Source organism: Lysobacter sp. SCRH-1R (genome assembly GCF_057747855.1).
In genome coordinates this window covers 2,868,859-2,882,628 of sequence record NZ_CM173227.1, presented here as the reverse complement: position 1 = coordinate 2,882,628, position 13,770 = coordinate 2,868,859, and the positions used below count along the sequence as shown (strand labels likewise).

Annotated in this window: 8 protein-coding genes; 3 read left to right on the top strand and 5 right to left on the bottom strand. The window is 70.4% G+C overall.

Features of this window, described 5'->3' with window-relative positions; all coding sequences use genetic code 11:
• Positions 1 to 94 precede the first annotated feature (94 nt).
• Together AC3ANK_RS13100 and AC3ANK_RS13095 are read left to right on the top strand one after the other, a co-directional pair.
• Positions 95 to 3,217 carry an efflux RND transporter permease subunit gene (locus AC3ANK_RS13100; RefSeq protein ID WP_206861200.1) on the top strand — a complete coding sequence of 1,041 codons (3,123 nt, stop codon included), beginning with the start codon at positions 95 to 97 and terminating at the stop codon, positions 3,215 to 3,217.
• Positions 3,218 to 3,276: 59 nt separating this feature from the next.
• Positions 3,277 to 4,404, top strand: a complete 1,128-nt coding sequence (locus tag AC3ANK_RS13095) for an efflux RND transporter periplasmic adaptor subunit (RefSeq protein WP_206861199.1) — start codon at positions 3,277 to 3,279, stop codon at positions 4,402 to 4,404.
• A 144-nt stretch (positions 4,405 to 4,548) separates the two neighbouring features.
• Here the strand turns inward: AC3ANK_RS13095 and AC3ANK_RS13090 are convergent, their stop codons facing one another.
• The 4 genes from AC3ANK_RS13090 to AC3ANK_RS13075 form a co-directional block, all read right to left on the bottom strand.
• Entirely contained in the window at positions 4,549 to 7,554 is a 3,006-nt protein-coding gene (locus tag AC3ANK_RS13090) for a bifunctional diguanylate cyclase/phosphodiesterase (RefSeq protein WP_206861198.1), read from the bottom strand.
• A gap of 124 nt (positions 7,555 to 7,678) precedes the next feature.
• Positions 7,679 to 8,065 carry a response regulator gene (locus tag AC3ANK_RS13085; protein WP_206861197.1) on the bottom strand — a complete coding sequence of 129 codons (387 nt, stop codon included), beginning with the start codon at positions 8,063 to 8,065 and terminating at the stop codon, positions 7,679 to 7,681.
• The gene (locus AC3ANK_RS13080) at positions 8,058 to 9,239 is read right to left on the bottom strand and encodes a two-component system sensor histidine kinase NtrB (RefSeq protein ID WP_484171384.1); all 1,182 of its coding nucleotides are present in this window, start codon (positions 9,237 to 9,239) and stop codon (positions 8,058 to 8,060) included. The genes AC3ANK_RS13085 and AC3ANK_RS13080 overlap by 8 nt, the downstream gene beginning before the upstream one ends.
• Before the next feature lie 116 nt (positions 9,240 to 9,355).
• Positions 9,356 to 9,535, bottom strand: a complete 180-nt coding sequence (locus tag AC3ANK_RS13075; protein WP_206861195.1) for a hypothetical protein — start codon at positions 9,533 to 9,535, stop codon at positions 9,356 to 9,358.
• A gap of 329 nt (positions 9,536 to 9,864) precedes the next feature.
• Here AC3ANK_RS13075 and AC3ANK_RS13070 point away from each other — a divergent pair, with 329 nt between their 5' ends.
• Complete coding sequence (locus AC3ANK_RS13070) at positions 9,865 to 11,388, top strand: response regulator (protein ID WP_242525123.1); 1,524 nt, start codon at positions 9,865 to 9,867, stop codon at positions 11,386 to 11,388.
• 259 nt (positions 11,389 to 11,647) lie between these two features.
• On the opposite strand, the gene AC3ANK_RS13065 is transcribed toward AC3ANK_RS13070, so the two are convergent.
• A complete protein-coding gene (locus AC3ANK_RS13065; RefSeq protein WP_484171383.1) occupies positions 11,648 to 13,765 on the bottom strand; it encodes an amylo-alpha-1,6-glucosidase in 2,118 nt (705 codons plus the stop codon).
• Positions 13,766 to 13,770: the final 5 nt, after the last annotated feature.

The window sequence follows — 13,770 nt, the reverse complement described above, 5'->3', positions numbered from 1 at the left end:
ACTGATCGCAAACCTCCCGCACGCGTGACTTCCGGACCATCCCGGCAAAGTCCGGCGGGCGCATCGTGCGGCGGCATTCGACTGGAGCCGCGCCATGAACCTCACGCAAGCCTCGCTGCGCAATCCCGCCGCCGTCGCGGTGGCGGTCGCGATGGTCTGCGCGTTCGGGCTCATGAGCCTGCTCAAGCTGCCGTTGCAACTGTTTCCCGACATCGAACGCCCGCAGATGTCGATCCAGACCGGCTGGCGCGCCGCGTCGCCGCAGGAGATGGAATCGGAAATCGTCGAGCCCATCGAAGCGGTGATGCAGGGCCTGCCGGGGCTGGAGGAAATCGAGTCGAACATCAACGCCGGCAACAGTTTCATCAACCTGACCTTCGCCGTCGGCAGCGACATGGACGCGATGCTGGTGGAAGTGCTCTCGCGCATGAACCGCCTGCAGCCGCTGCCGCGCGACGCCACGCCGCCGGTCGTGCAGGCCGGCGCAGACAACGCGAACAACTCGCTCACCTATTTCTTCGTGCAGAAACTGCCGGACACGCCCGGCGACATCCTCGATCGACGGCAGATGATCGAAGACCGCATCGTGCCGCGCCTGTCCGCGGTGGAAGGCGTCGCCGGCGTGGAGATCAACGGCGGCGCGCCGGAAGAACTCACCATCACCATGAACCTGGAACGCGCCGCCGCGCTGGGCATCCAGGTGCCGCAGGTCGCCGACGTCGCCGCGCGCGCGACCGACGTCTCCGGCGGCGTCGTCGAGGCCGGCCGTCGCGAATACGTTCTGAGGTTCGCCGGGCGCTATTCCCCCGAAGCGCTCGGCAACCTCATCCTCGCCTGGCGCGACGGCCGGCCGGTGCGGCTGGGCGATGTCGCCACCGTCGAAGTGAAACGCCCCGAGCAGCGTTTCTTCGCCTACCAGAACGGCAATCCCGCGATCGGCCTGCGCATCCTGCGCGAGAGCGGCGCGAACGTGCTCGACACGCTCGATCGCGTGAAGGCCGTGGTCGAGGAAATCCGCGTGAAGGAACTCGCGCCGCAGGGCCTGGACATCCGCCAGAGCTTCGACGCGTCGGTGTTCATCAATCGCGCGATCGGCCTGTTGTCGGGCAGCCTCGGTGCCGGCGTGATGCTCGCGGTGGGCTGCCTGTGGTGGTTCCTGCGCGACGTGCGCGCCACCGCGCTGATCGCGTGCGCCATTCCCATCTCGCTGCTCGCCACGTTCATCGTGCTGCAGCTCACCGGCCGCAGCCTCAACGTGATCTCGCTCGCGGGCCTCGCGTTCGCGGTGGGCATGGTGATGGACGCGGCCGTTGTCGTCGCCGAGAACATCGTGCGATTGCGCGAGGAGGGCATGTCCGCCACGCAGGCGGCGCTGGAAGGCACGCGCCAGGTCGGCGGTGCGCTGGTCGCCTCCACGCTCACCACCATCGCCGTGTTCCTGCCGGTGATCTTCATGGACGACGTCGAAGGCCAGCTGTTCGCCGACCTGGCGCTGACGATCTCGATCGCGGTCGGCATCTCGCTGCTCATCGCGATCACCGTGCTGCCGGCCGCCGCGAGCTCGTGGCTGCGCAAGCGCGAGGACGCGCACGAGCAACAGCAGCACCGTTTCTGGGTCGGCGTCAGCGACTGGGCGATGCGCGTGACGAGCGGGCGCCGCAACCAGCTGGCGTGGATCGGCGCGCTGGTCGTCGCGCCCATCGTGCTCACCCTCGTGTTGATGCCGAAGATCGACTACCTGCCGCCGGTGAAGCGCGCGGCGGTGGACGCGTTCTTCAATTTCCCGCCCGGCATGAGTCCCGAGCGCGTCAACGCCGAGATCGCGCCGACGCTGCTCGCGCGCATGCGGCCGTACATGGACGGCGAGAAGGGCCCGCAACTGAGCAACTGGTACCTCAACCTGTGGCCCGGCGGCGGCACGCTCGGCGCGCGCGTGGTCGATCCGGACGACATCGGCGAACTCGAACGCATCGTGCGCGACGAAGTGTCCGTCGGCTTTCCCGACACGCGCGCGTTCGCCAGCGAAGGCGAGCTGTTCGGCAGCTTCGGCGGTTCGGCGCGCGCGATCGCGATCCACCTGCAGCACGCCGATGGCGACGCGCTCACGCGCGCGGCCGAAACCGGACGCAAGCTTCTGACCGAAAAGTTCGCCGGCGCGAACGTGCAGGCGTGGCCGAACGCCGACGCCGGCACGCCGGAGCTGCGCATCAATCCCGACGATCGCCGCCTCGCCGAGGTGGGCTGGCGCCGGCCGGATCTCGCCACCGTCGTGCGCGCGCTCGGCGATGGCCAATGGCTGGGCGAATACTTCGATGGCGATCGTCGTCTTGCGATCATCCTTCGCAGCGATCGCGAGGACGACGTGGAGCGCCTCGGCGCCGCGCCGCTGGCCACGCCGAACGGCGGCGTGCTCAGCCTCGCCGAACTCGCGCAGGTCGACACCGTGCTCGCGCCGAACCAGGTGCGGCGTGTCGATCGCCGCCGCACGGTGACGCTCACCGTCGATCCGCCGCCGGCGATGTCGCTGGAGGAAGCGCTCGGCATCGTCGAGGACGACGTCGTGCCGGTGCTGCGCGACGCATTGCCGGACGATGCGGCGATCCGCGTGTCGGGCAGCGCCGACCGCCTCGGCGAAGTCGTGCGCAGCATGGGCACCAACTTCGCGATGGCGCTGGTGGTGCTGTTCCTGCTGATGGCGGCGATGTTCAAGTCGCTGCGCGATTCGGCCTACGTGATGGCGACGTTGCCGATGGCGGTGCTCGGCGGCGTGATCGGCCTGCGCGTGCTGGACCTGTTCGCGGGACAGACGCTCGACCTGTTGTCGATGATCGGTTTCATCATGCTGCTGGGCATGGTGATCAACAACGCGATCCTGCTGGTCGCGCAGGCACGCGAAGGACAGGCGGCGGGCGCGACGCTCGAGGATGCGCTGAAGCAGGCGCTCGACCAGCGGCTTCGGCCGATCCTCATCGGCGCGCTCACCGGCGTGCTCGGCGCGCTGCCGATGGCGATCAACCCCGGCCCCGGCGCGGTGATCTATCGCGGCCTCGCGGCGGTGTCGGTCGGCGGCGTCGCGTTGAGTCTGGTGTTCATCGTCGTGCTGGTGCCGGCGCTGCTGCGGTTGCTCGAAGGCGCGGTGCGAGGCACGAGCGCAGAGGAACCGGAAACGGGTGACGCTGCGGCGTCCCGGTCCGCGCCTCCGCTTACCCGCTCCTGACGCCCCGCTTCTTCTCCTTCCTCTCCACTCGTTCCTCGTCCTTCCCCCGGAGGCATGCAATGAAGACCCCGTCCCGACTGCCCGGCAGGATCATCCTGCTGCTCGCGCTGGTTCCCGTGCTGCTCGTGCCGCTGATCCGGTGGGACGCCGACGCGACGCCGCCGGAAAAGCCCGACGAACCGCCCGCCGTGGTCGGCGTGGCGAACGCGGTAACCACCGAGCTCGCGCCGGTGCACTGGGCGCCGGGCAGCGTGATCAGCCGGCGCGACGCGAAGGTCGCCAGCGAACAGGACGGCCGCGTCGTGCGCGTGGTCGAAGTCGGGCAGAAGGTGCGTGCGGGCGAGCCGCTGGCGGTGCTCGACGACACCGCGCTGCGCCTGCAGGAGCAGCAGGGCGAGGCGGACCTGGCGCGCATCCAGGCGCAGCTGGACCTGGCTGCGCGGCAGGAGCAGCGTTACGCGCAGCTCGCCGCGCAGCAGAACATCGCGCGTGCGCAGTACGAACAACTCCGCGCCGACCGCGACATGCTGGCGCAGGAACGCGCGCGTGCGCAGGCGCTGCTCGCGCAGACGCGCCACAAGCGCACGCAGATGGTGGTGCGCGCGCCGTTCGACGGCGTGGTCGCCGAGCGTTCGGTGCAGCTGGGCGAATACGTCGAGACCGGCGCCGCCGTCGCGCGCCTCGTCGACACCGGCGCGCAGGAGGTGCGCGTGCGTGCGCCGGTCGATCTGGCCGAGCACCTCGCCGTCGGCACGCCGGTGCAGGTGCGCGCCGGTGCGAAGACGCGCGACGCCGACGTCCGCACGCATCCGGTGAGCGCGCTGGTGCCGGTCGGCGACGAGGCTTCGCGCCAGTTGGAACTGCGCATCGCGATGGACGTCGGCGAGCTTCCCGTCGGCAGCGCGGTGGACGTCGGCATGCCGGGCGCGCGCAAGCGCTCGGTCGTCGCGGTGCCGCGCGATGCGGTGATCCTGCGTCGCGAAGGCGATTACGTGCTGCGCGTGGCGGCCGACAACAAGGCCGAACGTCTGCCGGTGTCCACCGGGACCGAAGTCGATGGCCTGGTCGAAGTGGCCGGCGCGGTGAAGCCGGGCGACCGGCTGATCGTGCGCGGCGGCGAGCGGATCGAGGCGGGACAGGCGGTGACGGTGCAGCAGGATCTGTCGCGGGCGACGGCGTTGCGGTGAGTCTGCACGCACGGCTCCTGTAGCCCGGGTAAGCGCAGCGCACCCGGGTTGCCTGTGCTCGCATTCGCGAAGGGTCGATGCAAGGATTCGCTGCGCTCATCCCCGGGTGCGCTGCGCTTACCCGGGCTACAACGGCAGGGGGGATTACCGCTCCGTTGCCGACGCCACCCAGGGTCCGTCCAGCCACTCGCGCATCTGGCGCAACTGCTCGATCGTCTGCACCAGCGGCGCCGGACGGTGGATGCCGAAACCCTGCACCTGGTTGCAGCCGTGCATGGCGAGCCATTCGTATTGCGCCTGGGTTTCCACGCCTTCGCCCACGACCTTCAGGCCCAGGCCGTGACCCAGCGCCAGCAGCGCCTGGCAGATCGACGCGCTGCGTTCGTCGCGATGCACGTCGTGCACGAAGGACTGGTCGATCTTGATCGCGTCCAGCGGCAGCTGCTTGAGGTACGACATGCTCGAATACCCCGTTCCGAAGTCGTCCAGCGACAGGCACACGCCGAACGATCGCAGCCGCCGCAGCGTGTCCAGCGCCTGCTCCGGGCGCGTCATCAGCACGCTTTCGGTCAGCTCGATGTGCAGCGCACCGCGCGGCAGTGCGTATTCGCGCAGCACGTCCTCGATGTCGTGCGCGATGTCGCCGTCGAGGAACTGCATCAGCGACACGTTCACCGCCACCGGCAGGCCGGCGAAGCCCGCGCGTTCGAGCAGGCGCTGCGCGGCGGCGGCCTCGCGCAGGGCCCAGCGGCCCAGCGGCACGATCAGGCCGGTGTCCTCGCAAAGACCGATGAACTGCGACGGCGGCAGGTAGTCGCCGGCGCCCTGCGGCCAGCGGATCAGCGTTTCCAGCCCGGCCGGACGCGAATACGCCACGTCCCACAGGATCTGGAAGTGCAGCTCGAATTCGCCCGCGTCGATCGCGCGATGGATGCGTCCGGCCAGGCGCAGGCGGTCGCTCGCGTGGCGCGCCATGCCCGGTTCGAACACCACCAGCGGACGATGCTCGGTGCGCGCCACGTGCGCGGCGAGTCCGGCGTTGGCGATGGCCTGCGAGGCGTCGCCTTCGCCGATGCGCAGGTCGGCCACGCCGATCCACGATTCCAGCCGGTGCAGCGTGTCCTCGCCGGGGATCGGGCGCACCAGTTCCTGCAGCAGGCATTCCAGCGCTTCGTCCCATGACGACGCCGGGCATACGACGAGCGCGAACTCGTCGCCGCGCACGTGGCCGGCGGCGCCGAAGCGTTCGCCCAGCCGCGCGATGCGCGTGGCCATCACGCGCAGCGTGTCGTGGCCCGCTTCGCGGCCGAGGCTGTCCTCGATCAGCTCCAGCCCGCGCAACTGCACGCACGCGATGCGGCAGGGACCGGCGGGCATGGCGCCGACGCGACCGGCCAGCGCCTCGGCATTGAGCAGGCCGCTGGTCATGTCGTGGCTGGCGCGGTAGGCCAGTTCGCGCTGCTGCGCCATGCGGTCGGTGACGTCCTCCGACAGCACCAGGCGGCAGGGCCGCCCGCGAAAATCGATGTCGCTGGCGTGCACGCGCACTTCCAGCAGGCGGCCGTCCTTGCGCCGGTGCACCCACAGCCGCACTTCGTCGCGCTCGCCGGCGTGGTGGCGGGCGAGGTCGGCGACGACTTCCTGGCGATGCTCCTCGGGACGGATGTCGAAGATGGTCATGGCGAGGAATTCCTCGCGCGTGTAGCCGTACTGCTCGATCGCCGCCTGGTTCACCTCGACGAAGCGCAGCGTCTGCACGTCGAACACCCAGAACGGTAGCGGGTTGCGCTGGAACAGCATGCGGAACTGGCGTTCGGTCTCGGCCAGCGCCGCCTGCGCCTCGATGCGGTCGGTGACGTCGGCGACGGTGCCGGCCATCTCCAACGTGCCGTCGGCATCGAGGGTGGCCGCGCCGCGCGCCGACATCCAGCGCACCCGGCCGTCGTCGGCGCGGATGATGCGGTAATCCAGCGAATACGGCTGGCCGTCGCGCCAGGCCCGGTTGAACTGCTCGCGCACGTGCTCGCGGTCGTCGGGATGCACGATCCGGTAGAACTCCTCGACCGTCGCCGCCGATTGCCCCGCCGGCAGGCCGAGCAGGTCGGCGATGGCTTCGGACCAGCACACCGTGCCGCTGCGATCGGCGATCCACGTGCCGGTGCGGCCGAGCTGCTGCGCGCGGCGCAGGCCCTCGGCGGCTTCGGTCAGGCGCTGCACCATCTGCGCGTTGGCGCGCGCGTTCCGCCGGACCATGCGGACCAGGTAGACGAGCCCGACCAGGTACAGCGCGTACAGCACGACGCCCGTCGCGACCAGCCACCACCACGGCGCGAGCACGCGGGCGCGCGCGATCGCCACGTCCACGTGCAGCGGATAGTCCGGCACCGCGCCGGCGACGGTGATGCGTTCGATGCCGTCGCGACGGTCGTCGTCGTCGACTTCCATCGGCATCGGCTCGACCTGCGTCGGCACGGCGGTGTCGTCGGGCTCGCCGATGTAACGATCGCCGCGGCTGTCGGCGACCAGCCGGCCATCGTTGCCGGCGACCTGGATCAGGCGCGTGCGGTCGGTGTCCAGCAGCAGGATCATCCGCTGCAGCTCGCTGGTGCGCAGGCGCGCGACGATCCAGCGGTCCTGGTCCATCGGCACGGCCAGCGGCAGCAGCCACTGCCCGCCGCGTCGTTCCAGGGGACCGACGAACATCGTCTGCGGATGGGGCTGCGCGTTGCGGCGATCGGGCCACCGCGGCAGGCCGGGCTCGCCGCGGCCGCCGCTGAGCGGACGGCCCTGCGCGTCGGTGAGCTCCAGGCTTTCCAGTTCCCGCTGGCGCTGCGCGACGCCTTCGAAGAACGGGCCGATCAGTTCCGGCACGTGCTCCGGCGCCGCCTCGCTCACGCGTGCAACGTCGCCGGCGATGCCGCGCATGGCGCGTTCGAGGTTGCGCAGTTGCAGCCATACCAGCCGTTCGGCGCCGGAGGCGAGGGCGACGTTCTGCCGCTGCGCGGCTTCGAGCCGGTGGCCGCGATCGGCCACGACCACCGCGAACAGCGTCGCGGCGAGCACCACGGCCAGGCCGAGTCCGAAGGCCAGCACGGCCGCGGCGGACTGCGTGCGGCGACGGGCGGGACGGGAACGTTCGCTTGTGGGCATCGCGTCGCGGTCGGCGTGTCCGGAATCGATCCTATTCAGTGCGCCCCCCGGTGACAACGTTGTGAGCGCACGGCGCAGGCGACGTCCGCGCCCTGTTCCGGTATCGGCCGCGACGGCCCGACCTTCAGCTTCCGGCCAATGCCGCCTCGTCGCCCGATGCGGCGCGCTGCGGAAGCAGCGCCAGCAGTTGCGGGATGCGGTAGGGCTTGGGCAGGAAGATCACGTTCGAGGGCAGCACCGGCAACTGCGCGCGGGCGAAACCGGACGCGAGGATCACCCGCGCGTGCGGCTGCAGGCGCGCGGCATGGCCGGACAGTTCGATCCCCGACATGCCCCTGGGCATGCTCACGTCGCTGACCACCACGTCGAAGCGCTCGCGCTCCATCGCCTCGACCGCTTCCGGTCCGTCGGCCGCGGTGCTCACGCTGTAGCCGGTGATGCGCAGCGCCTCGCCGACGAGCAGGCGCAGGTCGGCCTCGTCGTCCACCAGCAGGACGCGCACGTCACACATCGCCGCGATCCCCGCCATCGGCGTTGCGTGCCGCACGGGCGGGCAGGTGGATGGCCACCTTCGTGCCCACGCCGGGCTCGCTGTGCAACTGCACGAAGCCGCCCGACTGCGCGGCGAAACCGAACACCTGGCTCAGGCCGAGGCCGCTGCCCTTGCCGACTTCCTTGGTGGTGAAGAACGGCTCGGCGGCGCGCTCGACGACCTCCGCGCTCATCCCCGATCCCTGGTCGACCACTTCCACCACCACGTAATCATGCTCGCCCTCGTCCAGCGCTTCCGGCACCGGACAGCGCGCCCGGCGCGTGCGCACGGTGATCGTACCGCCGGCGGGCATGGCGTCGCGGCTGTTGGCGACGAGGTTCAGCACCGCCGCCTCGAACTGGGTGGCGTCCACGTCCAGCATCGGCGCGTCGCCGAGTTCGAATTCCACCTGGATCGTCGCGCCGCACGCGCGGCGGTAGATCTCCGCCGAGCGCCCCAGCAGCGTATTGATGTCGTGCGGTTCCGGCACGACGTGCTGCCCGCGCGCGAAGGTCAGCAGCTGGCGGGTGAGCAGCGTGCCGCGATCGGCGGCGCGCTGCGCGGCCTCGATCCATTCCAGCGTGCGCGTGTCCTGCGCGCTGGTCAGGCCGATCAGGTCCAGGCTGTTGACGATCACGGTGAGCAGGTTGTTGAAGTCGTGGGCCAGGCCGAGGGTCAGCTTGCCGATCGCCTCCAGCTTCTGCGACTGCGCCAGCGCCTTCTGCGCGGCCTGCAGGCGCACCTGCGCCTCGTAGCGCTCGGTCACGTCGCGCGTGATCTTGGCGTAGCCGATCAGTTCGCCGTCCTGCCAGATCGGATCGATCACCACGCTGGCGCGGAAACGCGTGCCGTCCTTGCGCAGCCGCCAGCCCTCGGCTTCGAACTTGCCCTGCGTGCGCGCGCATTGCAGGCCGCGCTGCGGTTCGCCGCGGACCACGTCCTCGGGCGTGTAGAAGCGCGAGAAATGCTGGCCGACGATCTCCAGGTCCGTGTAGCCCTTGATCCGCTCGCCGCCGGGATTCCAGCTGCGGATGAAGCCGTTGGCATCGAGCATGTAGATCGCGTAATCGGTGACGCTGCCGATGAGCAGCGCCAGCTGGCGGGCCTCGTCATCGAGCCTGCGCACGGTCGGATCGTCCGCCGGACCACCCATGCCGCCTTGCCGCGGCGGGCGCGCGGGAATTGCGTCAACCAATGTCACTCCCCCTTTCGGCCGACGAGCCTAGTGGGCCCGCCGTTAAGTTAGCGTGCAACGCGGCGCCGTGGGGTTCAGCGCGGCGCCTGCGTATCGGGCGATTCATGGCCCGCATCGCGTGCGGTGTCGCGCAGCGGCGGCGTCAGGTCCGCGCCCTGGCCGGGCTGGTCGTCGCGGTCGTCGGGCTTGCGCAGCTCGCCCTTGCGGGTGTCGGCCTCGTCCAGGCCGGGGTGGTCGCGATGGAGTTTGCTCATGGCGTGCGTCCACGGTGTGCAGGGAGGAAGGGGACCACACGTCGCGGCCACGAAAAGTGAAGCACCGGCGTCCCGACCTGCGATCGGCCTGATCGCGCCGGTTCCGCAAGATCCCGTCGCCTTCACCCGACGCACGCAAACCCATCGGGTAGCATCGGCCGCTGTCGCCGGCCCGCACCGCCGGCACCGGGGACGAATGGAACCAGACACGACTCGCTTCAGGTGGGGACGATGGGGGCTGGCGCCGGTGGCGTCCGGCCCATCCGGTCACGGGCCCGTGGACGCGGCGGGACCGCGGTCCGTCGCCGCTGTCGGGGAGATCGCCTGACATGCAGCCCAACGGCGCGGCCTCGCTGGGGCCCTTGAACGTGCTCATGGTCGAGGACTCCCCCGACGATGCGGAGCTGCTCCGCGAGCACCTGCTGGCGTCCGGGCTGGAAGCGCGGTTCCAGCGCGTCGACAGCGAGCACGGCCTGCTCGAGGCGCTCGAACGCGAGCGATTCGACCTGGTGCTGTCCGACCTGTCGCTGCCGGGGTTCTCGGGCATGGAGGCGCTGCGCATCCTGCGCGAGCGCGACGCGGAGCTCCCCTTCATCCTCGTGTCCGGCACGATCGGCGAGGAAACCGCGGTGGATGCGCTGCATCGCGGCGCGAACGACTGCGTCCTCAAGCAGAACCCCGCGCGCCTGCCCAACGCGGTGGTGCGCGCCGTGCGCGAGGCCCGCAACGCGCGCGAGCGCGAACGCGCCGAGCAGGAACTGATGCGCTCGCAGCGGCTCGACTGCCTGGCGATGCTCGCCGCCGGACTCAGCCACGACCTGCGCAACGTGCTGCAGCCGCTGCTGATCGTGCCGGACCTGCTCAACGCCTACAGCGACGATCCGAACGTCCGCCGGCTGTCGTCGCTCATCGCCGAGAGCGGCCGGCGCGGGCACGAGATGGCCGAATCGATGCTCGCGTTCGTGCGCGGCACGCATCGCGCGAGCGAGGACGTGCCGGTGGCGCAGCTGTTCCAGGCGGTCGCGCTGCTGTTGCAGGGCACCCTGCCGCGCAACGTCGTGCTGGTGTGCGAGCAGCTGGAGGAGGAACTCGTCGTCCACTGCAACCACATCGAGTTCCAGCAGTGCCTGGTCAACCTCGCGCTCAACGGCGTGCAGGCGATGGACGAGCGCGGCGGCGAGCTGCGCCTGTCCGCGCGCCGCATCGCGCACGACGACGGCGACCGGGTGTGCGTGCGCGTGTCCGACGACGGCTGCGGCATGGACGAGCACACGCGCGCGCAGCTGTTCACGCCGTTCTTCACCACCAAGCCCGAAGGCACCGGGCTGGGCCTGCTGTCGTGCAGGCGCTTCGTCGACGGCCTGCACGGGCACATCGTGGTGGAAAGCGAGCCGGGGCAGGGCACCACGTTCGAACTGCACCTGCCGCTGAGCACCGCGGTCGAGCCAGGCGATGCGCCGGGCGAGCGTTTCGCGGTGGGCAATGGGCAGCGCATCCTGCTGGTGGACGGCGATGGCACGCGCTTGTCGCTGCTGGCGAACGCGCTCGACAGCCAGGGCTTCGATCCGCGCGTCGCCGTGGACGGCGCCGCCGCGCTGCGCCTGATCGCGCGCGAGGGGCTGCCGAAGCTCGCGATCATCGACAGCGAGATCCTGATGCTGTCGGCGGTGAGCCTGTTGCTGGCGCTGCGCGATGCGGGCTTCGATGGGCCGGTGATCACCCTGGGCGACCCGACCGACCCGCTGCGCCACGACGCCCTGCCGCCCGACGCGGTGGCGGCGGTGTTGCGCAAGCCGTTGCAGATGAGTGCGGTGTTCCGGGCGGTGGAGGGGGCGTTGGGGATTGGGGGATAGTCGCGCGTGCGGTGAGTCGCAGCGGTTGCAGCTCTTGTAGCCGTTGTAGCCCGGGTAAGCGCAGCGCACGGGTGACGCCGCTGGGCCCACGAACGCTGCGGAGCACTCCAGCGCAAACCCCGGGTGCGCTGCACTTACCCGGGCTACAGAAGCGGCGGATTTGCCGTTCGCGAGAAGCGACAGCCTGCTTCCGACGCGATACCGCCGCCCTCCACGGCGCAGCCTACGCGACAGTGTCGCGTGAGCAGGCTGCCTTGCCTCACCCCCTGACCCTGGCCACCACCCCTTCCGAATCCGGCCCCTCCACGAACACCGCCACCCGCTCGCCCAGCCGCTTGAGCACCAGGTGCGCGCGTCGCTCGCCAAGGGCGAGGTTGCGGATCGACAGCTCCTCCACGCCGATCGGCAGGCGCGGATGGTCCAGCACGATCTCCGCCGCCGGGCCGTCGATGTCGATGCCCAGGCACGCCTGCAGCGACATGAACGCCGAACCCGCCGCCCAGGCTTGCGGCAGGCACGCGACCGGATACGCCACCGGTGCGCCGCCGGGCACGCGCGGGAAGCCGCAGAACAGCTCCGGCAGGCGCATGTCGAACGCGACCGCCGCTTCGAACGCGCTGCGCAGCAGGCGCATCGATGCCTGGCGATGGCCATAGCGTGCCAACCCGGCCGCGCACAGCGCGCTGTCGTGCGGCCACACCGAACCGTTGTGGTACGACATCGGGTTGTAGCGCGCCTCGCCGACGGCGAGCGTGCGGATGCCCCAGCCGCTGAAGAAATCCTGCGACATCAGCTGTTCGGCGACGGCCTGCGCGCGCGGATGCTTCGGCAAGCCCATGTAGAGCAGGTGGCCGGGATTGCTCGCGCGCACCGCGCACAACGCGTTCTCGCCATCCACGGCGATGCCGTAGAAGCCCGATTCCATCCAGAAGTGCGTCTCCACCGCTTCGGCGATGCGCTCCGAACGCAACAGCCATTGCCGCGAGGAATCGTCCTCGCCCAGCGCCAGCGCGAGCCGCGCCATGCCGCGCATCGCGGCGAACACATAACCCTGCACTTCGACCAGCGCGATCGGTCCCTGCGGCGAACGCCCGTCGGCATGGAACACCGAATCGAAGCTGTCCTTCCAGCCCTGGTTCGCTAGCCCCGTCGCTTCGCCGCGCGCGTAGTCGAGCAGGCCGAGCGGATTGGCGTCGCACACGCGTTCGATCCACGCCGCCGCGGCCTTCAGCTCGGGCCAGATGCGGCGGATGAACTCGACATCGCCGGTGCGCCGCGCGTACTCGGCGGCGAGGACCAGGAACAGCGGCGTCGTGTCCACGCCGCCGTAATACAGGCCGAACGGAAGCTCGCGCAGGCGCGCCATCTCGCCCTTGCGCGTCTCGTGCATGATCTTGCCCGGCGATGCGTCCATGAAGGACGACTCTTCCTTCGCCTGGTTGCGCGCGAGGAAGGCGAGCACGCCGCGCGCGAGCGCCGGATCGAGCCACAGCGTCTGCAACGCGGTGATCACCGCATCGCGACCGAACGGCGTGGAGAACCATGGAATGCCCGCATACGGATACGGCCCCGTGTCGAGTTCGCTGGTCAGGAGCGCGAGGTCCGCGCGCGAGCGTTCCATCCACGAATTGAACAGCGGCGCCTCGCTGCGCACGCGCGAAAGCCGCCGCTGCCGGCGGCGCATGCGTGTGCGCGCGACGCTCGCCGCGGCGCGATAACGCGAGCGCGTGGCCGGCGGCGGATCGTCGTCGGCGCTGACTTCCAGGTGCATCTCTTCGCGCGCACGCGGTTCCAGTGCGATGTCGAATGCGAGGCGTCCGTCGTCCATCCTGCGCGGCGCGCGCGAGAACACGATCGATGCGCGGCACGGCGCGCCATCCAGGCTGACGTAGCCGAAGGTGAGGCCGTCCTCGCGCGGATGCGGCGGCAACTGCTGCCCGCGCGCCGCGCGATGCGTTCCGCGCACTTCGAACATGTCGCGGAAGTCCGCGTCGCAATCGAACACCAGCGTCAGGCGGACCGCTTCGGTGCCGTAGTTGGTCAGCGCCACGCGCTCGAACAGCCGGTCCGCGCACAGGAAGCGCGTGCGCTTCACATGCACCAGCCCGTGCGGCGTGGCGTCGCCACCGAGCGGCGGGAGCGCGCGGTTGGTCAGGTGCGCGACGAAGAACACGTTGTCGCGCGAGACCATCGAACTGAGCAGCGCGGGCGTGGAATCGCCCAGCGTCATGCGGTAACGCGAGAGGATCCGCGTGTCGTTGTGGAACTGGCCATCGCCCTCGCCGACGATGTCACCGGAACCGTTGGCGATGAGGAAAGTGTCGCCGTCCTTGAGGACGTAGCTGGAGAACAGCGTCGCGGCAGCAGCCGGATCCATGTGTC